The 22,867-nt window shown below is 70.9% G+C and carries 21 protein-coding genes; 11 read left to right on the top strand and 10 right to left on the bottom strand.

Going from position 1 to position 22,867, the window contains the following annotated elements; all coding sequences use genetic code 11:
* Positions 1–746 precede the first annotated feature (746 nt).
* Positions 747–1,220 (top strand): hypothetical protein, encoded by a 474-nt coding sequence (locus ACH5AO_RS09860; protein ID WP_398923603.1) that lies wholly within the window; start codon positions 747–749, stop codon positions 1,218–1,220.
* A gap of 22 nt (positions 1,221–1,242) precedes the next feature.
* Entirely contained in the window at positions 1,243–1,758 is a 516-nt protein-coding gene (locus ACH5AO_RS09855; protein ID WP_398923601.1) for a hypothetical protein, read from the top strand.
* Positions 1,759–1,832: 74 nt separating this feature from the next.
* On the opposite strand, the gene ACH5AO_RS09850 is transcribed toward ACH5AO_RS09855, so the two are convergent.
* The 3 genes from ACH5AO_RS09850 to ACH5AO_RS09840 form a co-directional block, all read right to left on the bottom strand.
* Positions 1,833–2,384 carry a hypothetical protein gene (locus tag ACH5AO_RS09850; RefSeq protein ID WP_398923599.1) on the bottom strand — a complete coding sequence of 184 codons (552 nt, stop codon included), beginning with the start codon at positions 2,382–2,384 and terminating at the stop codon, positions 1,833–1,835.
* A complete protein-coding gene (locus tag ACH5AO_RS09845) occupies positions 2,368–2,556 on the bottom strand; it encodes a hypothetical protein (protein WP_398923597.1) in 189 nt (62 codons plus the stop codon). The genes ACH5AO_RS09850 and ACH5AO_RS09845 overlap by 17 nt, the downstream gene beginning before the upstream one ends.
* Positions 2,557–2,655: 99 nt before the next feature.
* The gene (locus tag ACH5AO_RS09840; RefSeq protein WP_398923595.1) at positions 2,656–4,944 is read right to left on the bottom strand and encodes a transglycosylase domain-containing protein; all 2,289 of its coding nucleotides are present in this window, start codon (positions 4,942–4,944) and stop codon (positions 2,656–2,658) included.
* Positions 4,945–5,204: 260 nt separating this feature from the next.
* Here ACH5AO_RS09840 and ACH5AO_RS09835 point away from each other — a divergent pair, with 260 nt between their 5' ends.
* The 5 genes from ACH5AO_RS09835 to ACH5AO_RS09815 all read left to right on the top strand — a co-directional run bounded on the left by ACH5AO_RS09835 (position 5,205) and on the right by ACH5AO_RS09815 (position 10,232).
* Complete coding sequence (locus tag ACH5AO_RS09835) at positions 5,205–6,140, top strand: SPFH domain-containing protein (protein ID WP_398923593.1); 936 nt, start codon at positions 5,205–5,207, stop codon at positions 6,138–6,140.
* On the top strand, positions 6,137–6,391 hold the full coding sequence (locus ACH5AO_RS09830) for a hypothetical protein (protein WP_398923591.1): 255 nt from the start codon (positions 6,137–6,139) through the stop codon (positions 6,389–6,391). Before ACH5AO_RS09835 ends, ACH5AO_RS09830 begins: the two co-directional genes overlap by 4 nt.
* Before the next feature lie 294 nt (positions 6,392–6,685).
* Entirely contained in the window at positions 6,686–7,210 is a 525-nt protein-coding gene (locus tag ACH5AO_RS09825; protein WP_398923589.1) for a PadR family transcriptional regulator, read from the top strand.
* Entirely contained in the window at positions 7,207–7,902 is a 696-nt protein-coding gene (locus ACH5AO_RS09820; RefSeq protein ID WP_398923587.1) for an ABC transporter ATP-binding protein, read from the top strand. The genes ACH5AO_RS09825 and ACH5AO_RS09820 overlap by 4 nt, the downstream gene beginning before the upstream one ends.
* Positions 7,899–10,232 (top strand): ABC transporter permease, encoded by a 2,334-nt coding sequence (locus tag ACH5AO_RS09815; protein WP_398923585.1) that lies wholly within the window; start codon positions 7,899–7,901, stop codon positions 10,230–10,232. Before ACH5AO_RS09820 ends, ACH5AO_RS09815 begins: the two co-directional genes overlap by 4 nt.
* Positions 10,233–10,288: 56 nt before the next feature.
* Here the strand turns inward: ACH5AO_RS09815 and ACH5AO_RS09810 are convergent, their stop codons facing one another.
* Positions 10,289–11,233 (bottom strand): LysR substrate-binding domain-containing protein, encoded by a 945-nt coding sequence (locus ACH5AO_RS09810; protein ID WP_398923582.1) that lies wholly within the window; start codon positions 11,231–11,233, stop codon positions 10,289–10,291.
* A gap of 133 nt (positions 11,234–11,366) precedes the next feature.
* On the opposite strand from ACH5AO_RS09810, the gene ACH5AO_RS09805 reads away from it, so the two are divergent.
* Positions 11,367–11,921, top strand: coding sequence for a peroxiredoxin (locus ACH5AO_RS09805; RefSeq protein ID WP_398923580.1), 555 nt, complete (start codon positions 11,367–11,369; stop codon positions 11,919–11,921).
* Between the two features lie 6 nt (positions 11,922–11,927).
* Positions 11,928–12,461 carry an alkyl hydroperoxide reductase gene (locus tag ACH5AO_RS09800; RefSeq protein ID WP_217129338.1) on the top strand — a complete coding sequence of 178 codons (534 nt, stop codon included), beginning with the start codon at positions 11,928–11,930 and terminating at the stop codon, positions 12,459–12,461.
* A gap of 276 nt (positions 12,462–12,737) precedes the next feature.
* Here the strand turns inward: ACH5AO_RS09800 and ACH5AO_RS09795 are convergent, their stop codons facing one another.
* The 6 genes from ACH5AO_RS09795 to ACH5AO_RS09770 all read right to left on the bottom strand — a co-directional run bounded on the left by ACH5AO_RS09795 (position 12,738) and on the right by ACH5AO_RS09770 (position 20,316).
* Positions 12,738–14,123 (bottom strand): AI-2E family transporter, encoded by a 1,386-nt coding sequence (locus ACH5AO_RS09795; RefSeq protein ID WP_398923578.1) that lies wholly within the window; start codon positions 14,121–14,123, stop codon positions 12,738–12,740.
* 144 nt (positions 14,124–14,267) lie between these two features.
* Entirely contained in the window at positions 14,268–14,975 is a 708-nt protein-coding gene (locus ACH5AO_RS09790) for a transglycosylase SLT domain-containing protein (RefSeq protein ID WP_398923576.1), read from the bottom strand.
* A gap of 446 nt (positions 14,976–15,421) precedes the next feature.
* Positions 15,422–16,747, bottom strand: coding sequence for a PhoH family protein (locus tag ACH5AO_RS09785; protein WP_398923575.1), 1,326 nt, complete (start codon positions 16,745–16,747; stop codon positions 15,422–15,424).
* A 306-nt stretch (positions 16,748–17,053) separates the two neighbouring features.
* Positions 17,054–17,827 carry an isoprenyl transferase gene (locus tag ACH5AO_RS09780; RefSeq protein WP_398923573.1) on the bottom strand — a complete coding sequence of 258 codons (774 nt, stop codon included), beginning with the start codon at positions 17,825–17,827 and terminating at the stop codon, positions 17,054–17,056.
* Between the two features lie 745 nt (positions 17,828–18,572).
* Positions 18,573–19,373 carry a class I SAM-dependent methyltransferase gene (locus tag ACH5AO_RS09775; RefSeq protein WP_398923571.1) on the bottom strand — a complete coding sequence of 267 codons (801 nt, stop codon included), beginning with the start codon at positions 19,371–19,373 and terminating at the stop codon, positions 18,573–18,575.
* 67 nt (positions 19,374–19,440) lie between these two features.
* Positions 19,441–20,316: an LLM class flavin-dependent oxidoreductase gene (locus ACH5AO_RS09770; RefSeq protein WP_398923569.1), complete on the bottom strand. Its 876-nt coding sequence runs from the start codon at positions 20,314–20,316 to the stop codon at positions 19,441–19,443.
* Positions 20,317–20,547: 231 nt separating this feature from the next.
* On the opposite strand from ACH5AO_RS09770, the gene ACH5AO_RS09765 reads away from it, so the two are divergent.
* A complete protein-coding gene (locus tag ACH5AO_RS09765) occupies positions 20,548–21,246 on the top strand; it encodes a DUF4232 domain-containing protein (protein WP_398923567.1) in 699 nt (232 codons plus the stop codon).
* Between the two features lie 93 nt (positions 21,247–21,339).
* Entirely contained in the window at positions 21,340–22,863 is a 1,524-nt protein-coding gene (locus ACH5AO_RS09760) for an alpha-1,2-mannosidase (RefSeq protein ID WP_398923565.1), read from the top strand.
* Positions 22,864–22,867 lie beyond the last annotated feature (4 nt).

Genomic DNA, 22,867 nt, shown 5'->3' with positions numbered 1-22,867 from the left:
CCCGGGGGGGGGGGGGGGGGGGGGGGGGGGGGGGCGGGGGGGGCGGGGGGGGGGGGCGGCGGGGGGGGGGGGGGGGCCCCCCCCCCCCCCCGGCCGGCGGCCCTGGACCCCTGCCCGGCACACGAACGCCACGGGGTACGCGCCCCCGGGACACGCGGTGCCCGGCGGGACGGCCTGGTGAACTCCGCCCCGGCCGTCACCACCGGTGCACCGGGCGACGGCTCGTACCTGCGGGGCACGGCGGCGAGGAGCGCGTACCCGCGAACACGGCGGCCCCAGGCCCGCACCTGCGAACACGGTGGCCATAGGCCCGCACTTGCGAACGCGGTGGTCACGGCCCGCGCTTGCGAACGTGGTGGTCACGGGCGCAGCCGCGGACACGGCGGCCGCAGGCCCTCACCTGCGAACACGGTGGTCGCGGGCCCCCACCCGCGGACACAGCGGTGACGGGCTCGTACCCGCGGACACGGCGGCCACGAGGCCCGCGCTTGCGAACGTGGTGGTCACGGGTGCAGCCGCGGACACGGCGGCCGCAGGCCCTCACCTGCGAACACGGTGGTCGCGGGTCCGTAGCCGCGGACACGGTGGCGGTGTGTGGGCGGCCGCAAGGGGGACAAGGCGTGCCGCTGTTCGAGTGGTTCGCGTGGTCCGCCGCGCACGGTGCGTTGCACGGCGGGGTCCCAGTGCGTGGAATGCGTCACCGACGCTCCTCCATGTCGAGCGTCCACAGCACACCTGGAGGATTCATGCCCTCTGCCACCGTCCGCAGCGCCCTGACCGTCGGCGCTCTGGCCGCAGCCCTCTCCTTCTCGTTCACCTCGCAGGCTGCCGCAGACGTCGGGGACGAAGAGATCGTGCGGTTGCAGCTCGTCGGGGTCGTCGAGACCGACACGAGCCCCAAGACCCTCAAGGCGGGCGACACCTGGACCACGTACATGCACTTGTACTCGCCCACCGAGAAGAAGCACGTCGGCGACGCCGGATCCCGGTGTACCGCCGTCGAAGTCGGCAAGAAGGTCACCGCCCAGTGCACGCGGGTGCTGCGTATGCATGACGGGGAGATCACCCTCCACGACATGATCAGCCGCAAGGGCGACCAGCGGGTCACCAGCAAGACCGCCATCGCGGGTGGCACCGGCGTCTACAACGACGCTGAGGGCGAGGGCTACATCACCCTCGACGGCAACCGCGTCCACTTCGACCTTTCCGTCGATGACTGACCCCGCCCGGACTGGAGGTTCCGTGATCACATCGGCTGTCCGCGGGGTTGCCGTCACCACCCTCGCCGCCACACTCGCCCTCTTCCCGACACTGGCGCACGCCGCCGAGGAGAAGGACGAGATCGACACCGAGAGGGTCGAGCTCCTCGGCATCAGCCGGCTCGACACCTGGCCGGCCCAGGGCGTCTCGACCGGCGACGCCTGGACGAACCACCTGGATCTGTACGCCAAGGAAACCGCCGCGTCCGACGGGAAGGACGCGGGGAAGAAGAAGCTCCGGCACGTCGGCGACGGCCAGTCGGAGTGCGTGGCGGTCAAGGTCCAGGGCGACGAGGTGACCGCGCAGTGCACCCGTGTGCTGCGCATGGCGAACGGCACCCTGACGCTCAGCGACATGATCAGGTACAGCCCGCCGGAGCAGGTGACGTCCAAGACCGCCATCACCGGCGGAACCGGACACTACCGCTCCGCCTACGGCGACGGTTACATCACCATCGTGGGCCGTCACATCCACCTGGTGCTCAACGTCGACGAGTGACGTGGTGAAGCCATGACCGACCGGTGCGGGAGACGCGGTACGCGCTTCCCGCACCGGTTTCGTCTCCGCAGGCGTCATTCCTGTATGCCGGAGGTCTTCTCGATGAGGCGGGTGAAGACGATGAGCGCCCCCAGCGCGGGGAGCAGTCCGGCCAGCGTCCACAGGACGCAGAAGCCCGCCGCCGCACCGGCCGTCATGCGCAGGGCCGGCGGGGCCTCCTCGGACACGCCGGCCACCACCATCAGGAAGAGGATGGACAGGACGCCCATCGCGATGATGGTGAAGAACGGCCACAGATAGTGCACGACGGGCAGCAGACCCGCTTTCCTCGCCTTCCTCAGGAACGAGTTGTCGCAGGCGCGTGTGATCATCGCGAGGATGGCGAACACGGCCCCGATGATGACACCCACCATGGAGACGGCGACACCCGTCACCTCGTCCAGCGGCAGGTCGTCGTCGTGGCCGAGCCAGGCCCCGCCGACCCCGCCGAACGTCGCGGCCAACGGTTCGCCCCACCACCAGCTCCGCAGGCTCACGTGCACGAGCCTCACGAACTCCTTGAAGTACTTGTCCCCCGTGGTGCGCCCGCGGGGTTCCTCCGCGTACGGGTCAGAACCTGAGGCCATCACCACCGTCCATGCGCCTTTCCGCCTCTGCCTTCGCCCCGTAGGCGCCCATGTTCCGTATCGCGTCGTACAGCGACGCGCGGTAGCGGTCCAGGGGGTTCACCCGGGGCTCCGTCTCCCGTATTCGGGCATCACGGACGAGACGGGTACGGATGTTCTGCTGCTGAAGCATGCGCACCACGATAGGGCGGTTCGGTTGAGCGGGCCCGTCGCGGTGACATTCGGGTGAACGTCGGGTGAATCATCGGACCCGCTTCAACTGTTGCGTCTTCTACTGTTCCTGCTCGTTCTCCGGGTCGTCCGGGTCGCCCGGAAGTTCGAGCGTCGGCGTCTCGACGGGCGTCTCGGCGGGCGGCTCCGACGTCGGCGTCTCGGCGGGCGGCTCCGACGTCGGCGTCTGGGACGGGGTCTCGGAGGGCTCCTCCTCGGTGGCCGACTCCTCGGTCGTCGGCTCCTCGCTCGGCGTCCGGGACGGCGACTGCGAGACCGACGGCGAGTCGCTCGGCTTCACCGCGGCGCCCTGCTTGGTGTCCAGGTCGAACTCGGTGACCTCGTCCATGACACCGAAGGTGTACGCGGCCCAGATCTCCGCCGGGGGGCCACCGCCGTTGACGCGGTAGTCGACGCCGGCCGCCCGGTACATCGGAACCTGGGCGAACGTCTTCGAGTCCTCGCCGAACAGACCGACCGAGGTGACCAGTTCGGGGGTGAACCCGGTGAACCAGGCCGACTTGTTGTTGTCGGACGTACCGGTCTTGCCGGCGACCTGCTGGCCGCCGCGCAGCGGGTTGTCCCGCACGGACTTCTGGGCCGTACCGTCGTCGACCACGCCGGTGAGCACGGAGGTCACCGTGTCGGCGGCCTCGCGGCTGATGACCCGCTCACCGATCGGGTCGGGGAACTCGACCGCGCGGTCCTTGTGCTCGACCGACTTCACGATCGCCGGGGTGACCTTCTTGCCGTGGTTGTCGAGGGTGGCGTAGACGCCGGCCATCTCCAGCGGGCTCGCGCCCATACTGCCCAGGGTCTGCGCGGGCACGGCCTCCATGCCCTCGGTCTCCATGCCGAGTTCGCCCGCGGTCTCCACCACCTCGGTCATGCCGACGTCGATGCCCATCTGCGCGAAGACCGAGTTGACGGACTTGTTCATCGCCTCCTGGACGGTGATGTCGCCGTAGTTCTGGTCGTCCTCGTTGGGCGGCGCGAAGCCGACCTTCTTGCCGCCGTCCATCACGGGGCGCTCGCTCGTGCCGTCGTACAGCGTGTTCGCCGTGATCGGCACGCCGTCCTGCGTCTCGGAGTCCTGGTCCACGGCCGCGGCGAGGATCACCGGCTTGAAGGTCGAGGCGGCCTGGTAGTCGTCACGGGTGGCGTTGTTCCGGTAGTGCTTCACGTAGTCCACGCCGCCGTACATCGCCACGACCGCGCCCGTCTTCGGGTCGACGGACACGGCACCGGCCTGGACGTCGGCGTCGACCTCGCGCTTGTCGGGGTCGAGCCTGCTGGTGAGCTTGTCCTTGACCGCCTTCTCCAGCGCCTTCTGCTTCTTCTTGTCGATGTTGAGCGTGATGGTGTAGCCGCCGAGGTCCAGCATGGCGTCGGCCTGCTTCATGTCCTCGGCGGTGCCCTGGGCGACGAGCTGTTGCTTGATCGCGGTGTTGGCCGCCTCCACCAGGTACCCGGCCTGGCCCTCCATGCCGGGGGCGGCCTTGGGCTCCTCGGGGACGGGGAACTCCATGCCCCGGCGGTCGGCCCGGTCCAGCCACTTCTGCTCGACCATGTTGTCCAGGACGTAGTTCCAGCGCTCCTGGACGAGCCTCCTGCCGGTGTCGCTGGCGATCGCCCAGTCGTACTGGTTCGGCGCCTGGAGCAGCGCGGCGAGGTACGCGCCCTGCTCGACGGTGAGGTCCTCGGCGTCGACGCGGTAGTAGGCCTGCGCTGCGGCCTGGATCCCGTAGGCGCCGCGGCCGTAGTAGCTGGTGTTGATGTAGCCGGCGAGGATGTAGTCCTTGGACTTCTCCCGGTCCAGCTTCAGGGAGATGACCAGTTCCTTCAGCTTGCGGCTGACGGTCTGTTCCTGGGTCAGGTAGTAGTTCTTGACGTACTGCTGGGTGATCGTGGAACCGCCCTGCGCGCCCTTGCCGGAGAGCGTGTTGAGCACGCCGCGCGCGGTGCCCCTGAGGTCGACGCCGGAGTCCTTGTAGAACGACTTGTTCTCGGCGGCGACGAAGGTGCGCTGGACGTCCTTGGGCACCTTGGCGAGGTCGACGATCTCGCGGTTGTAGCCCTTGCGGGCCATGATCGAGCCGTCGCTGTACTTGTAGACATTGCCCTGCAGTTCGGCGTCGGCGTTCCCCTCGGGGATGTCGATCACCATGTACAGCACGATGAAGGCGCCCATGCCGAGCAGGCAGAGGCCGAAGAACGTGCCGAGGATCTTCTTCCAGGTGAAGAGGCGGCGTATGCCGCCGCGGCCGGCCGCGCCCGACGAACGGCGGCCCTTGGGTGCCGCACGGCGCCCACCGCGCTGTCGTGCGCGTCTTTCTTCCGCTCGTCCCATGCGTCCGTTCCGCTCCGCTTCGTTCGTGTGTGCTCTTCAGCCACACCAGTTCGCCGCTCAGGTCAGCTCAGAAAGCTAACACCGGGAGCTATGACAAAGAGCCGCCGATCCGTCCTTTACGGACGTGACAATCAGCACCCGCTCCAACGGAACCGACGTCCGAAAGGGGCGTGAGGTTGTCGGGACGGAGTAATCTGATATCACTTAGATAAGCAGGTGCTAGCCGCTCGGCGGGCACCCGGAGAAACGGGGGATCACCCATGTCCACACACGACACGCAGGTCACGGCCGACGTGCCCGAGATGCCGGCGCCACGCGTGCGGGAATTCGCGGCGCACAGCATCGGCGGCGGGCTGGCGCTGCTGCTCGGACTGGTCGGACTGGTCATCGGCGCGACGCTGATCGCCACCGCGACGGCGGTCGGCGGGGTCGGCGCCAAGGCCGTACTGATCGTCGCCGGCGTCCTGGTCGCCGTCGCCGCGTTCCTCGCCATGTGCGGGCTGAACATGGTGGCGCCGGGCGAGGCCCGGGTGGTGCAGCTCTTCGGCCGCTACCGGGGCACGATCCGGCAGGACGGGCTGCGCTGGGTGAACCCCCTCACCTCCCGCAGGAAGATATCGACGCGGGTGCGCAACCACGAGACCGCCGTCCTGAAGGTGAACGACGCCTACGGCAACCCGATCGAGCTGGCCGCGGTCGTGGTGTGGCGGGTGGAGGACACCGCCCAGGCCACCTTCGAGGTCGACGACTACATCGAGTTCGTCTCCACCCAGACCGAGGCGGCCGTGCGGCACATCGCCATCGAGTACCCCTACGACGCCCACGACGAGGACGGCCTCTCGCTGCGCGGCAACGCCGAGGAGATCACCGAGAAGCTCGCCGTCGAGCTGCACGCGCGCGTGGAGGCGGCCGGTGTGCAGATCATCGAGTCCCGGTTCACGCACCTCGCGTACGCTCCCGAGATCGCCTCGGCGATGCTCCAGCGGCAGCAGGCCGGCGCGGTCGTGGCGGCGCGGCAGCAGATCGTGGAGGGCGCCGTGGGCATGGTCGAGTCGGCCCTGGCCCGGATCCAGGAGCAGGACATCGTGGAGCTGGACCCCGAACGGAAGGCGGCGATGGTGTCCAACCTGATGGTGGTGCTGTGCGGTGACCGCTCCGCGCAGCCGGTTCTCAACACCGGGACGCTCTACCAGTGACGACTCCGTCCGGGGGTTCGGCCCCCCAGGGCCGGCCGCAGCGCAAGCAGGTACTGCTGCGGCTGGACCCGTCGGTGTACGAGGCGCTGGCGCGCTGGGCCAACGACGAGCTGCGCTCCGCCAACGCGCAGATCGAGTTCCTGCTGCGGCGGGCGCTGGCGGAGGCGGGGAGGCTGCCCGGTGACACCGGGCCCCTCCCCCGCCGCGGGCGACCGCCCGGGGGCTCCGCCTCCGGACCCCCGCCGGCCTGAGGGGCCCCACCCTCGAGCACCGCACGAGCCGACCCGCACACGCCCACCCCATCGACACCCGTGCACAGCCCGTCCCGCTCCGTCGGCGCCCGCACATGGCCCGTCCCACATCACCGGCGCCCGCGCACAACCCGCCCTGCCCCGTCGACGCCCGCGCGCAGTCCGTCCTGCCCCGTAGCGGAACCGTGACAATCGGCCCCCACCTGGCCCCCACCTGCGCCTCCGTACACCCCGGCGTGACCTGCACACTCCGTGTATACACACCGCGTATACACCGTGTGTACAGTGCTCCGCATGTCCATCGGTCACACCCTCCTGGGGCTCCTGGAGTCCGGTCCGCGTCACGGTTACGACCTGAAGCGGGCCTTCGACGAGAAGTTCGGTCACGACCGGCCGTTGCACTACGGCCAGGTCTACTCGACGATGTCCCGCCTGCTGAAGAACGGGCTCGTCGAAGTCGACGGCATCGAGGCCGGCGGCGGCCCCGAGCGGAAGCGGTACGCGATCACCGAAGCCGGCGTCACCGACGTCGAGCGCTGGCTCGCCACGCCGGAGAAGCCGGAGCCGTACCTCCAGTCGACGCTCTACACCAAGGTCGTCCTCGCCCTGCTCACCAGCCGGGACGCCGCCGACATCCTCGACACGCAGCGCTCGGAGCACCTGCGCGGCATGCGGATCCTCACCGACCGCAAGCGCAACGGCGACCTCGCCGACCAGCTCATCTGCGACCACGCCCTCTTCCACCTCGAGGCCGACCTGCGCTGGCTGGAGCTGACCGCGGCGCGTCTCGACAAGCTCCGTGCGGCGGTGACCCGATGACCACGGCCCCTCCCCCCGGTTCCCTGCTCACCGCGCAGGACCTGCGCAAGGCCTACGGCCCCACCACCGCGCTCGACGGCGCCGCCTTCTCCATCCACCCCGGCGAGGTCGTCGCCGTGATGGGACCCTCCGGGTCGGGCAAGTCCACGCTGCTGCACTGCCTCGCCGGGATCGTCACCCCCGACTCCGGGTCGATCACGTACAACGGGCGTGAGCTGACCGCCATGAGCGACACCGAGCGCAGCGCGCTCAGGCGCTCGGAGTTCGGCTTCGTCTTCCAGTTCGGGCAGCTCGTGCCGGAGCTCACCTGTGTGGAGAACGTCGCCCTGCCGCTGCGGCTGAACGGCACGTCCCGCAAGGAGGCCGAGCGGGCCGCGCTGACCTGGATGGAGCGCCTGGAGGTCGACGACGTCCGCAAGAAGCGCCCCGGCGAGGTCTCCGGCGGTCAGGGCCAGCGGGTCGCCGTGGCCCGGTCGCTGGTCACCGGCCCGCGGGTGCTGTTCGCCGACGAGCCGACCGGCGCGCTGGACTCCCTCAACGGCGAGCGGGTGATGGAGCTGCTCACCGACGCCGCCCGGTCCACCAACGCCGCCGTCGTCCTCGTCACGCACGAGGTGCGGGTGGCCGCGTACTCCGACCGCGAGGTCGTCGTGCGCGACGGGAAGTCCCGGGACATGGAGCGCGTCGTATGAGTGCTGGTCAGTGGGCGCGGGACCTCGGCATGGGGCTGCGGTTCGCCTTCGCCGGCGGGCGCGAGGGGTGGATCAGGGCGCTGCTCACCGCCGTCGGCGTCGGGCTGGGGGTGGCGCTGCTGCTGCTCACCACCGCCCTGCCCGGCGCGCTGGCGGAGCGGGACCGGCGGGAGGAGGCGCGGCTCAACTACACCTACGGCGAGAAGATCGAGCGCGCCGACGACACCCTGATGACCGCGGACAACGACACCGAGTTCGACGGCCGGGACATCCGCGGCCGGCTGCTGGAACCGGAGGGCGACAAGGCCCCGCTGCCGCCGGGACTGCGGGAGTTCCCGGCGCCGGGCGACATGGTGGTCTCCCCCGCGCTGAAGGAGTTCCTCGCCTCCGACGACGGCGCACTGCTGCGGGAGCGGCTGCCGTACGACATCGTGGGGACCATCGGCGAGCAGGGGCTGATCGGCGCGCAGGAACTCGCCTACTACGCGGGCGCCGAGGGCCTCGCGGAGCGGCCCAGCGACGGGCTGGTGGGCCGTATCGACTCCTTCGGGAGCCCCGACCCGGTGGAGGAGGAGGCGGACCCGGTCCTCGTACTGCTGGTCCTGGTCGTCTTCGTGGTGCTGCTGATGCCGGTCGCCGTGTTCATCGCCGCGGCCGTGCGGTTCGGCGGCGAGCGGCGCGACCGCAGGCTGGCCGCGCTGCGGCTGGTCGGCTCCGACGGCGGCATGACCCGGCGGATCGCCGCGGGCGAGGCGCTCGGCGGGGCGCTGCTCGGGCTGGTGTTCGGCACCGGGTTCTTCCTGGCGGGACGTGAGTTCGCGGCGTCCGTCGAGGTGTTCCGCATCAGTGTCTTCCCGAGCTATCTGAACCCCTCGCCGCTGCTGGCGCTGCTGGTCGCGGTGGCGGTCCCGGGGGCCGCCGTGCTGGTGACGCTGCTGGCGCTGCGCGGGGTGGTCATCGAGCCGCTGGGCGTGGTGCGCACGGCGCGGCCCGCCCGCCGCCGGCTGTGGTGGCGGCTGCTGCTGCCGCTGGCCGGGACCGGCATGCTGTTCCCCATGATCGGCCAGGGCCGGGAGAACGGGAACTTCAACCAGTACCTGGTCACCGGCGGTGTCATCTGTCTGCTCGTCGGCGTCACCGCGCTGCTGCCGTGGATCGTGGAGACGGTCGTCGCCCGGCTCGGCCCGGGCAGCGTCTCCTGGCAGCTCGCGGTGCGCCGCCTGCAGCTGAGCAGCGGCGCGGCGGCCCGCATGGTCAACGGCATCGCGGTCGCGGTGGCCGGCGCGATCGCGCTGCAGATGCTGTTCGCCGGGGTGGAGGGCGACTACACCGAGGAGACCGGCTACGACACGTCACTGGCGCAGATGCAGGTACGGGTGCCGGAGGGCACCGAACTCGCCGCCGCCACCACGAAACTCGAGGAGACCGAGGGCGTCCGCAAGGTCTACCCGCTGTCCGAGGGGTACTTCGCCGACCGGCCCTGGGACAAGGATCCGCAGCGCACCGCCCAGCTGACCATCGGTGACTGCGCGACCCTGCGCGAGGTGGCGAAGCTGCCCTCGTGCGCGGACGGCGACGTGTTCACGCTCCGGGGCGGCGAGTACGACACCGACACCCCGTCGCTGAGCAGGCCGGGCCAGAAGCTGTACCTGGAGAAGTACGTCGGCGACGGCAACGGGAAGAGCGTCGCCTGGACCCTCCCCGAGGGGCTGAAGCAGGCCGACTCCATCGAGGACCCGACCGGGAACAGGCGCGGCGGCTTCCTCCTGACCCCGGCGGCGGTGCCCGCGGACATCGCGGAGGCGGTCACCGGCGAGCTGTACCTGTCGGTCGACGACTCGGTGCCGTACGCCCGCGAGCACATACGCAACGCGGCGGCCGCGATCGACCCGCTGTCCCATCCGTCGACGTGGAACTCCGTCGAGTATTCCGAACGCTACGAGTCCATCCGTACGGGCCTGTTCGTCGGCGCCGCCGCCGTGCTGGCGCTGATCGGGGCGAGCCTGCTGGTCTCCCAGCTGGAGCAGTTGCGGGAACGCCGCAAGCTGCTGTCGGCCCTGGTCGCCTTCGGCACCCGGCGCCGCACGCTGAGCCTGTCGGTGCTGTGGCAGACGGCGGTCCCGATCGGCCTGGGGCTGCTGCTGGCCTCGGTGGTGGGCATCGCCCTGGGCGCGGTGCTGCTGAAGATGACCGCGACACCGGTCGGCGTGGACTGGCCGAGCGTGCTGCGGATGACCGGCATGGGCGCGGGCGTGGTCCTCGTGGTGACGCTGCTGAGCCTGCCCCCGCTGCTGCGCATGATGCGCCCGGACGGCCTGCGCACGGAGTGAACCGTACGGGCCGCGGGGGCCGTACAGGGGGTGGGGCCGTGCGGATGGTGGGGCGCTCAGCTCCCCACCATCCGTACCGGAAGGTCCCGCATCGCCGCCCGCAGGGCCGCCGCCAGTTCCCTGTGCTCCGCCGCCCTCGCCGTGCCCGTGCGCATGGCGAGGGCGATGCGGCGGGAGGGGGCCGGGTCGGCGAAGCAGGCGGTGAGCAGCCGGTTGGAGCGGGCGGTCTCGACCTGGACGGCGGTGCGCGGCAGCAGGGTCACCCCGAGGCCGCCCGCGACCAGTTGGACGAGCGTGGCCAGTCCGGCCGCCGTCGTCGTGGCCGGGACGTCGGCCCGTCCGGCCTCCCGGCAGATGTCCAGGGCCTGATCGCGCAGGCAGTGGCCCTCGTCGAGCAGCAGCAGGTTCAGCTCGCGCAGCACCGCGCGGGGGATGCCCTCCCGGCCGCCGAGCCGGTGGCCGAGCGGGGTGACCAGGACGAAGTCCTCGTCGAAGAGGGGGATCTCGGTCACGCCGGGCACGCCGAGGGGCACGGCGAGCAGCAGCAGGTCGAGCCGGCCGGCGGCCAGTCCGTCCAGCAGGCTCGCGGTCTGCTCCTCGTGCACCTGGAGGTCGAGAAGCGGATAGCGGCCGCGGACCAGTCGCAGGACCGTCGGCAGCAGGTAGGGCGCGACGGTCGGGATCACCCCGAGCCGCAGCACCCCGGTGAACGGCGCCCGCAGCGCGTCCGCCTCCTCCAGCAGCGCGTCGACCTCGCCGAGTACGGCCTTGGCGCGGGCGGCGAGCCGCTCACCGGCCGGTGAGAGCAGCACCTTGCGCGTCGTACGCTCCACGAGGGTGACGCCGAGCGTCTCCTCCAGCGTCGACACGGCACCCGACAGCGCCGGCTGGCTCATCCCGATCGCCGAGGCGGCGTCCCGGAAGTGCAGGTGCTCGGCCACCGCGGCGAACGCGCGGAGCTGAGCGAAGCTGGGCTGCCTGCGCCTCTTGCCCACGGTCACTGATAGCTACCTCCGATCAACACGACCGAGTGTAGCTATTTCACTAATCAATGCGCGATGTGCCAACATCAACAAGGACCAACTCATGGGAAATGCTCGCAATCCGGGCATTTCCTTGCTGTAAGGAGAGCCTGTGCTCACTGTCGGTGACAAGTTCCCCGAGTTCGAACTGACCGCCTGCGTCTCGCTGGAGAAGGGCAAGGAGTTCGAGACGATCACCCACAAGACCTACGAGGGCAAGTGGAAGATCGTGTTCGCGTGGCCCAAGGACTTCACCTTCGTGTGCCCGACCGAGATCGCCGCCTTCGGCAAGCTGAACGACGAGTTCGCCGACCGTGACGCCCAGGTCCTCGGCTTCTCCGGCGACTCGGAGTTCGTCCACCACGCCTGGCGCAAGGACCACGACGACCTGCGCGACCTGCCGTTCCCGATGATGGCGGACTCCAAGCACGAGCTGATGCGCGACCTCGGCATCGAGGGCGAGGACGGCTTCGCCAAGCGTGCCGTGTTCATCGTGGACCAGAACAACGAGATCCAGTTCTCCATGGTGACCGCCGGCTCCGTCGGCCGTAACCCCAAGGAGGTCCTGCGGGTCCTGGACGCCCTGCAGACCGACGAGCTCTGCCCGTGCAACTGGAGCAAGGGCGACGAGACCCTGGACCCGGTCGCGCTGCTGGCCGGGGAGTGACCTGACATGTCGCTCGACTCCCTGAAGTCCCGCATACCGGACTACGCCAAGGACCTGAAGCTCAACCTGGGCTCGGTCATCGGCAACTCGGACCTGCCGGCCCAGCAGCTGTGGGGCACGGTGCTGTCGACGGCGATCGCCTCGCGCTCGGCCATCGTGCTGCGCGAGCTGGAGCCGGAGGCGAAGGCGAACCTGTCGCCGGAGGCGTACACGGCCGCGAAGGCCGCCGCCGCGGTGATGGCGATGAACAACGTCTTCTACCGCACCCGTCACCTGCTGTCGGACCACGAGTACGGCAACCTGCGCGCCGGGCTGCGGATGAACGTCATCGGCAACCCGGGCGTCGACAAGGTCGACTTCGAGTTCTGGTCCTTCGCGGTCTCCGCGATCAACGGCTGCGGCATGTGCCTCGACTCCCACGAGCAGGTGCTGCGCAAGGCCGGCGTGGAGCGTGAGGTCATCCAGGAGGCCTTCAAGATCGCCGCGGTGGTCCAGGCGGTCGCCGCCACGCTGGACGCGGAGGCGGCCCTGGCGGAGTGACTCCGCACGCCGTCCCACGTGTCGGGCCCGTCCACCATGACCGGTGAACGGGCCCGACCCGTACACCCCGCATACCCGGTGACCGAGCCCACCCATACACCCCACGCACCCGGCTCCGCACACTCGGTGCCCCGCTCTCCGCGTCCCGCGTGCCCCGCGCCCGCCGCGGGCAGTCGTGCCGCAGGGCGGCACGACTGCCCGCAGCTATGCGGACTGCTCGGCACGGATGCCCGCAGCGGCGGCACGACTGCCCGCAGCTACGGCGGCTGCCCGCGCCTACTCCTCGTCGGTGTCCCCCGGCCGCTTCTCCGTGTCCGGTGTCGGAGGCCGGGCCTCCGACACCGCCGGCGGTGGGGCGTCCGGTTCGGACATCGCCGTGGCACCGCGCGGCCGGGGGGCCTGGACCTCGGCCTTCTCGTGGGAGTACGCGCGCAGATAGCCGACGACGGTGTTGGTGACCGCGACCAGCGGCACGGCCACCACCGCTCCGCCGATGCCGGCCACCATGCCGCCCGAGGCGACCGCCAGCACCACCGCGAGCGGATGGACCCGGACCGCGCGGCCCAGGATGAACGGCTGGAGGATGTGCCCCTCGATCTGCTGTACCGCCAGCACCACCACCAGCGTCATGACACCCGTGAACACCCCCTGGGTGACGAGCGCGACGACCACCGCGAGCGCCCCCGACACCACCGCACCCACCAGCGGGATGAACGAGAACAGGAAGATGAACACGGCGAGCGGCACCGCCATCGGCACGTCGAGGAAGTAGATGCCGAGGCCGATGAAGATCGCGTCGATCAGAGCCACTATCACCGTGCCGCGCACGTACGCCGTCAGCGTCCGCCACGCCGCCGGACCCGCCCCGGCGACACCCGGACGGGCCGCCGCCGGAACCAGCTTCAGCGACCACTGCCAGATCCGCCTGCCGTCGTAGAGCAGGAACAGCGTCGAGAAGACCGCCAGCAGGATGCCGGTGAGCGCCTCGACCACGACGGTCACGCCCTCCAGGCCCGCCGAGGTGATCTGCTCGGTGTTGGCTCCGACCGCCTCCCGCAGGTTCTTGGCGATCTCGTTGATCTGCTTGTCGGTGACGTGGAAGGGGCTGTTGAGCAGCCAGTTGCGCAGCTCGTCGATGCCGTCCTGGATCTGGTCGGAGAGGTGGTCGATGTTCTCCATGACCTGCCAGGTCACGAACCAGCCGATGAGGCCGATCACGACGAACCCGAACAGCGCCGTCAGTGCGGTGGCCGGCCCGCGCGGCACGCCGAGCCGCTTCATCCGCGCCACCGTCGGCTGCAGCAGCGCGGTGATCAGCAGCGCGGCCGCGAACGCCAGCACCACCAGCTGTACGGCGCTGATGATCCGCATGAGCACCCAGAGCGTGCCGGCCAGCACCAGCAGCCGCCAGCCGGCCTCGGCCGCGACCCGTACCCCCCAGGGCACGGCCTGCGCCGGGTCGGGGCGGACCGGGGCGACGGTGGCCGGGCGCTCGGGCGGCGGCTCGGGGTCGGGGCGCGAGGGCTCCACCCGTTCGGGTCCGGGGTCGTCGGCGTCCGGCCGGCGCTCCCGCTCCACCTCGGCGCGGCGCTCCTCCAGCCGTTTGCTGACCTCGGTCAGTCCGGCTCCGACCCGGCCGAGCCACCCTGGCACTCGCGACATGATCCGTCCTCTTCCCCCGTTTCTCCCCACCACTCCCCCTGGAGTCGTCGGTCAGACCGTACATGGCGAAAGCCCCACACCGTAGGACGGTGCGGGGCTGTGCCGTGGTTGAGCGGGGCCGGGGGCGGCGGACTCCCGGTCGGCCTAGTAGTAGTGGTTGGCCTGCCAGAACGTCCAGGCCTCGCACGGGCTGCCGTAGCGTTCGTTCATGTAGCCGAGACCCCACTTGATCTGGGTGGCCGGGTTCGTCGCCCAGTCGGCCCCGGCGGAGGACATCTTGGAACCCGGGAGCGCCTGCATCAGACCGTAGGCGTCGGAGGTGGGGTTGTCGGCCCTGTAGTTCCAGCTGGACTCGTGGTCCACGATGGTGCTGAAGCACTGGAACTGGTCCGCCGGGACGATCTGCCGGGCCATCGCCTGCACTTCGGCGATCGTGTAGGAGGACTGGACCGGGAAGCTGGACGCGTCGCGGGTCGTGGAACGGCTGGAGGCGGTCTTGAGCTCCTCGCGCTCCTTGGCCGCCTGCTTCGCCTTCTCCGCCTTGTCGGCCGCTTCCTGCTTCTTCGCGATCGCGGTCTTGGCGGCGGCCTTGCGGGCTGCCTCCTCGGCGTCCTTCTTGGCGCTCGCGTCCGCGGCGATGGCCATCGTTTCGGCCTGCTGCGTCAGGGACGCGGTCTGCACCTGGGCCTGCTGGCCCGCGGGGATGTCCGCGAGCAGCGTGGTGCCGCTTGCCGTCGCTTCGGCGTCGTTGTTCTGCGCGGTGCTGCCCGAGGCAACGCCGACGACGCTTCCGACAGCGGTGACCGCGGTGGCCGAGGCCACTGCGAATCCCCGGACCGAGATCCGGCTCACACGGTTTCCTTCCAGCATCGCCCGCTTCGGTGACCCTCGCGGACGCAATCGTGCCCCTGGCACTGGCCTCCCCAACTACGGGTCACGGAAGGCGCGGGCCCGGTGGGCAACTCCCGTGCGGGAGCGCCGCGTGGTGCTCGGGCGGCATACGACGACGCTATGGAGTTGGAACTGTGTCCTGCTGTGGTGCCGTACCTCCCCCACTGCAAAAGTGTGGGGGTACCCCCAGGGGTACAGGTGTGTCGTATGCGGGGCCTGACAGGAGTGAGACTCTGCCGTAACCCGGCGCCGCAAGGCAATTCTCCGTTGCGTGTGAAAGCTCACATCTCGTTCGGCCCCAGGGAATCCCGGAAATCCGCCCACACGCCGACGCCGCCCGGCTAGGCTCTACGCCTTTCCGGACGGCGCCAACTATCGAGTGACCGACCCTTGTTGGAATGTGCGGATCAGATCTGCCCGTCTTCGAGCATTTCGGTCACGAGTGCGGCGATCTGGGACCTCTCGGACCGCGTCAGGGTGACGTGCGCGAACAGCGGGTGCCCCTTCAGCTTCTCGACGACGGCGACCACACCGTCGTACCGGCCGACCCTCAGATTGTCCCGCTGGGCGACGTCGTGGGTCAGGACGACCCGCGAGTTGGCGCCGATGCGGGACAGCACGGTCAGCAGGACGTTCCGCTCCAGCGACTGGGCCTCGTCCACGATCACGAACGCGTCGTGCAGCGAGCGGCCCCGGATGTGGGTGAGCGGCAGGACCTCCAGCATGCCGCGCGCGGTGACCTCCTCGATGACCTCCCGGCTGGTGACCGCCGACAGCGTGTCGAACACCGCCTGCGCCCAGGGGCTCATCTTCTCCGCCTCGGAACCCGGCAGATAGCCGAGCTCCTGCCCGCCCACCGCGTACAGCGGACGGAAGACCATCACCTTCTGGTGCTGCCGGCGCTCCAGCACCGCCTCCAGGCCGGCGCACAGGGCCAGCGCCGACTTGCCGGTGCCGGCCCGGCCGCCCATGGACACGATCCCGACGCCCGGGTCGAGCAGCAGGTCGAGCGCGATGCGCTGCTCGGCGCTGCGGCCCTTGATGCCGAACGCCTCCCGGTCGCCGCGCACCAGACGGACGTCGCCCTCGGGGGTGACCCGTCCGAGCGCCTTGCCGCGCTCGGACTGGATGGTCAGCCCGGTGTGCACGGGCAGCCCTGCGGCTTCGGGCACGTACACGTGTCCCTCTTCGAAGAGGACGTCCACCTGCTCGCCGGGCAGGGTCAGTTCGGACATTCCGGTCCAGCCGGAGGAGTCCGTGATGGCGAGCTCCGCGCGGTACTCCTCGGCGAGGAGTCCCACGGAGGACGCCTTGATCCTGAGCGGGAGGTCCTTCGACACCACGGTGACGTCGAACCCCTCGGCCTGCAGGTTGCGGGCGACCGCGAGGATGCGGGAGTCGTTGTCCCCCAGGCGGTAGCCGCTGGGCAGCACGCTGGGGTCCGAGTGGTTGAGCTCGACCCGCAGCGTCCCGCCGAGGTCCCCGGTCGGGATGGGGGCGTCGAGACGGCCGTACCGCACCCGGTAGTCGTCCAGCAGGCGCAGCGCCTGACGGGCGAAATAGCCGAGTTCGGGATGGTTCCGCTTGGCCTCCAGCTCCGTCACCACGACGACGGGGAGCACGACCTCGTGCTCGTCGAAGCGGGTCAGGGCGCCTGGATCGGCGAGCAGGACACTGGTGTCGAGAACATAGGTGCGCCGGTCGGGCTTGTGGCGCTTTGCGCTGGTCACCACGGAAGAACGTACCCCCTCGGATGAGGTCGGGGAGCGACGAGGCGGGACTGGACCGGTCGACGGCCCGCATGCACAGCGGGCCGGAAACCGGCCCTCCGCCGCTTCTTCCGTGCCGTGACCGCACGGTCGGGCTGGTGCAAAGGGCCTCCCGGGCGGACGGCTTCTGCGCCGCCCGCTGAGATCCGACACCCGTGGTTCGGGTGTCGACCTGTCTGGTCTATGCCCTCGAACGAGTGCCGCCATGCCACGGCATATGACGGCGCGCCGGTGAACTCCGTGTGACCCGCGGAGGATGCGCGGGGGTGCTCAGCCGCCGTAGCGCCGGTGGCGGGCGGCGTAGTCGCGCATCGCGCGCAGGAAGTCGACCTTGCGGAAGGCCGGCCAGAACACGTCGCAGAAGTAGTACTCCGAGTGCGCGGTCTGCCAGAGCATGAATCCGGACAGCCGCTGCTCGCCGCTGGTGCGGATGACAAGGTCCGGGTCGGGCTGGGCGCGGGTGTAGAGGTGACGCCCGATCATGTCGATGTCGACGGCCTCGGCGAGCTCGTCCATCGACGTGCCCCGCTCGTGGGCGTCCAGCAGCATGGACCGCACCGCGTCGGCGATCTCCTGGCGGCCGCCGTACCCGATGGCGACGTTGACCACTATCCCGTCGATGTCCGCGGTGGCCTGCTCGGCCTCCTTCAGGGTGGTCTGCATCCCGGAGGGCAGCAGGTCGCGCGTGCCGACGTGATGGACCCGCCAGCGTCCGTCGGCGGCGAGGGTGCGCACCACGTCCTCGATGATGCCGAGGAGCGGGACGAGCTCCTCCTTCGGCCGGTCGAAGTTGTCCGTCGACAGCAGCCAGAGGGTGACGACCTCGACGTCCGTCTCGCTGCACCAGCCGAGGAACTCCCCGATCTTGTCCGCGCCGGCCCGGTGGCCGTGGACGGTGCTGGAACCCGCGGCCTTCGCCCAGCGGCGGTTGCCGTCCATGATGACGCCGATGTGCTTGGGCACCTGAGCGGTGTCCAGGTGACCTTCCACCCGGCGTGCGTACAGCCTGACCAGCAGGCTCCGCAGCTTGTCGCGCAGGTTCACGTGATCGTCAGCCCCTCCGTGCGGATCGGACAGGCGCGGCGCTCCCCCGCCGCGTCGCGCGGCGGGCGGCCCGGTCTCGGCTGCGGGTGGCCCCTGTCCGTGTGGCGGTCCCCGAAGGCGAAGCGTACCCCTGCCGGGGCGGGGGTCCCCAAAGTCCTGGACGGTTGCGCCCGCCCGGCGGCCGTCCGGCGGCGGTGCGCGGTTCGCCGCTCGCGCCCGTACGGGTGCCGCACGCGGTTTGCCCGCCGCCCCCGGATCACCGCCCCGTCGGGCGTCCGCCCGGGGCCGAGAAAAAACGGGCCGGTCCGTGGGGGGGGGAGACGGACCGGCCCGAGGGGGGGTTTCCACCATAACCCTTCGTAAGTGATGCTGCGTACATCGGCGCGCCACAACTACTCTCCGAAACCGGCCGACAACGCGCAGACGCCCCTGGAAGGCGCTTTCCAGGGGCCCGAGGTGGCCGAAACGCGGCGAAATCGCGTGAAGAACGATCGGTGTGGGGACTCCGTGCCGCGTGGGGCACCGTCCGCCGACAGGGTGACCACACTCTCGGCCATCCCTCCGACGGGCGACCTGGGCGCGGACGCCGGATTGACCCCAAGGGGCCGAACGGGGCACCGCGCAGCCCCCTCCACTGCGCGGTACCACCACCCCCGCGCAGCTTTGCTGGCGCGAATCACCTTGGTCCGAACCTATGTGATTCCCTGCTCCGCGGACCAGCCGCATCCCATAACGATGCGGAAACTCATGGCCGCGGGGCGCCGCCCTTGCGGGCGTGGAAGAGGTGCCGGGTGCTGTGGGTTACGAAGGCTCCCTCGGTCGCGATCCGTTCGTGCAGGGCGCGCAGCCGCGGCAGATACGTCTCGACGGTGAACCCGGGGACCGTCCAGATCACCTTGCGCAGGAAGTGGACGACGGCGGCGATGTCGTGGAACTCGACGCGCAGCCGTTCGGCCCGCAGGTCGACGATCTCCAGCCCGGCGGCCTCGGCGGCGCGCCGCTCACGGTCCGGATGCCGCGCGTCGTGCCGCTCGTCCGGCAGCGCCCCGAGGAAGTACTCGGCGAGTTCGCGGACGCTGCCGGGCCCGACGTGCTGGGCGAAGTAGACGCCGCCGTCCTGGAGGACCCGCGCGATCTCCTTCCACGGGGCCTCTACGGGATGCCGGCTGACGACGAGGTCGAAGGTCCCGTCCGCGAAGGGCAGCGGCGCGTCCTCGGGCGAGGCCACGACGGCGACACCGCGCGGCCGGAGCACGGCCGTGGCCCTGGCGACGTTGGGCGCCCAGCCCTCGGTGGCGACGGCGAGCCGGGGCCGCCGGGGGGCGTGGGCGAGGGCGAAGTCCAGGACCTCCCCTCCCCCGGTCTGGACGTCGAGCACGGCGTCGGCCCGGCCCAGCCACCCGGCCATCGCCGTGGCGTACCCCCACGAGGGCCGGGCCTCGCCGGCCCGCCCCTCGAACCAGGAGAAGTCCCATCCCTCGGTGGGCACGGAGGCGCCTTCCGCGATCAGCTCCTCGAAGGTGCGGCGGCCCGCCCTATTGGTCATGTACCGATCATGCCCGGTGGGGTCCCGCACCGTCCTCCGGTTTTACGGCACCGACCGTCCTCCGGCTTTACGGCACCAGTGGCCGTACCTCCTCCGCCACGAACCGCACGAACCCCTCCGGGTCCGGTTCGTCACTGGTCGGCTGGAGGATCACCGAGTCGGCCCCGGCCTCGGCGAGCCGCCGTACGGCCTCGGCGACGGTCCCCGCGTCCCCGGCGACCCCGACGTCCGCCTTCCCGTCGGCCCCCTCGGCGACCAGGTCGGCCCGCACCCGCTCACCGGCACCGGCTCCCGTGGCGGCGAGCAGATACACGACGACCTTGTGGGGTCCGTCGGTGCGCCCCGCCGCGGCCCGCCCCTCGTCGATGAGCCGGCGCGCCTGCCGCACCCCCTCGGGCGGGGTGTCTGCGGTGAGGATGGTCCCGTCGGCGGCCTCACCGGTGAGCCGTACGGTGCGGGGCCCGGTGGCACCGGCGAGCACCTCCACCGGCCCCAGCGGCGGCCAGTCCAGGGCGACGTCGTCGAGCCTGACGTACCGCCCCGCGGTGGTGACCCTCTCCCCTCCCAGCAGGGCCCGCAGCGCGACGAGGTACTCCCGCAGCAGGGTGAGCGGCGACTCGGCCCTCGCCCCGACCTGCCCCATCCAGTCCTGCACCCCGTGCCCGACGCCGAGGATCGCGCGTCCCGGGAACATCCGGTGCAGGCCGGCCGCCTCCATGGCCGTCATGGCGACGTTCCGCAGCGGCACGGGCAGCAGACCGACCCCGATCCGCACCCGTTCGGTCCACGCCAGCGCGGCAGCGGCGGTCGAGATCCCGCCCTCCCGGAAACAGTCCTCCCACAACCAGAGTTCCTCGAGCCCGACGTCGTCGGCGAGTTCGGCGACGGCACGGAGCCGTTCGGGGGCGAGCTGAGGGCGGAAGACTGCGCCGAGTGTGGTCATGGGGGTCTTCCTACCCACCGGGGGGCGGTCGGGGAAACGTGCTCCGCCCGGCCGCTCGGCCTCGGCCGCGCGGCGGACGAATCCGTAATGATGTCACCCTTCTGCGACAGCGGTGTCGTGGAACGACGGCAGCGGGATCCCTTCGGCTCCCGGGCCCCTCATCGTGGTCAAGGAAGCACCGGGAAGCCGGAACCGCTCCGGCCTCACCCACCGACCACCAAGGGGATCTCGATGTTCGGCAACCGTCGCAAGGCCTTCCTCGTCTCCGCGGCCCTCGTGGGCGGCGCCATGCTGATGACCGCCTGCCAGGACTCGGACGCGGACACCGGTGCCGCGGGCAGTTCTTCGTCCGCCGCCTCGACCGGCGGCAAGTCCGCCTCGTCGTCCGGCTCGTCGGCCGGCTCGTCGGCCGGCTCGTCGGCCAAGGGCAGCGGTCAGGGCACCGACGAGGGCACCGACACGACGAGCGGGGGGACCGGGGACGGGGCCGGCTCCGGCGTCGACACCGGTGGCGGGAAGCGGGCGGCGGTCGAGCAGACCTGCGGCGCCAACGACATCTCCTGGAGCACCAGGTCCGAGACGCAGGGCGGCGGATACATCCTGATCACGGCGAAGGCGAAGCCGGGCATCACCTGCTACCTGCCCGCCGCGCTGCCGACCGTGGCGTTCGGGTCCGACGGCACCCAGGCCGGTCCCGCGGAACAGGCGGTCGGTGAGCAGGTCAAGCTGAGCGGGAACACCGCCGCCTACGCCGGGGTGAACCCGAAGACCACCAACGGAGACGGTGGCAAGGAACTGGACAGCATCATCGTCGGTGTCGGTGACGCCGACCCCAACCCGGTCTCCCTGCCGGTCGGCACCATCACCGTCGAGGACCCGATCGTCACCAACTGGCACACCTCCCCGGCGGACGCCGTTCCCCTCGCCTGAACGGAGATGTCAGTCCGGCCCACTAGGGTCCTGGATCACGGTCACCGCCGCACGGTGACCTCTGCTGACGACCCGTCATGACCTGGAGTGCTCATGGGCTTTGAGGCCACCTACGCCGACTTCTCCGTCGATCCGACTCGGCTGGCGAACTCCGATGTCAGGTTCCACGGGGCCCGGTTCGCCGGATCGCACGTGGCGTTGAGCGCGGGCGGGAGCGTGACGCTGGACTTCGAGGTGGAGGACCCGGAGGACGTCCCCCAGGTGACGCTCACCGTCACGGCCCTCGTCTCCAAGCTCGGCTCCGACCTCGGGTACGCCCCCATGACCGTGCTGTTCCAGGGCGAGACGCTGGCCGAGGACCTGACGGTGCCCGGCGGTGGGGACCTGCCCCAGGACAACGTCTTCGCCGTGCCCGGACGCCTGCTGAAGCCCGGCACCAACACCCTGGAGATACGCTCCTCGGCCAAGGCCGGCAGCATGCTCTGGCTCTACCGGATCACCCTGGACCCCGTCTGGGAGCGCGGCCGCTCCGAGCGCGCACGGGTCGCCGAGGCCGCCCGGGACTCGGTCTTCTCCTACCGTACGGAGCTCCGCCCCGCGCACTCCTCCTCCGCCTCCTGGCAGGCGGCCCCCCGGCTGCTCTTCCACATCGACCGGGACGAGCACTCCCTGCCCGCCCAGCTCGGCTGGCGCGGCGAGGACGGAACCGAGTCCGCCATCAGCTTCCAGTCCAACATGTCCGACTTCCACGGCGTGTACCGCGCCGCGGACGGTACGGCGTACGAGTACCGGGGGCGGCTCACCGACCGCCGACCGTTCTCGGAGGACACCACGAACCTCTCGGCGTCCCCCTTGCACCGCTTCCACACGGAGGAGGGGTGGGGCGGTCGCTGGCACGCCTCCCATGATCTGCGGCTGTTGGTCGACGACGGCGGGGCGCCCGTCGAGCGGGTGACCTGGCGCGACCAGCGGGGCAACTCCGGGGTGGCCGTGCTGCACGCCGCCGCCTCCGAGGTCGAGGTGACCGGTGTCGAGGCGAGCGACGAGTTCGACGAAGGGGGCGAGGGGGCCGACAACCTCCTCGAGGACCGGCACAGCAAGTGGCTGACGTTCGAGGAGACCGCCCACCTCGACTTCACCCTCGCCCGTCCCGCCTCCGTCGCCTCGTACTCCCTGACGTCGGCGAACGACTTCGCCGAGCGCGACCCCCGCGACTGGACCCTCCTCGGCTCCCACGACGGCCACACGTGGACGCCACTGGACACGCGCAGCGGCGAGAAGTTCACCGAGCGCTTCCAGACGAGGGAGTTCCACCTCCGCTCCGCCGCCCGGCCCCACCGCCACTACCGTCTCGACATCACCCGCAACGCCGGCGGGTCCGAGGTCCAGCTCGCTCAGGTCCGGTTCGCCGAAGCGCCCGCCGGGCGGGCGTTCACGGGCTACTACCAGCGCTACAACGAGGGCCCCATCGGCTACCGCGGCACACCGGTCGCCGCCGCGCCCTCCGCCCTCCCCACGGCTCCCCTCATCGCCTCGGAGCTCCAGACCGCCGTCGCGAGCCTCTCCGAGACCGCCCAAACGCTGGCCGCGCTGGCGGCGCGACTCCGCACGCACTGATCCC

The organism is Streptomyces sp. NPDC018964, from assembly GCF_044390325.1.
Taxonomy (GTDB): Bacteria; Actinomycetota; Actinomycetes; order Streptomycetales; family Streptomycetaceae; genus Streptomyces.
Note: the sequence above shows the minus strand (reverse complement) of the source record. Positions and strands in the feature narration are given on the sequence as shown.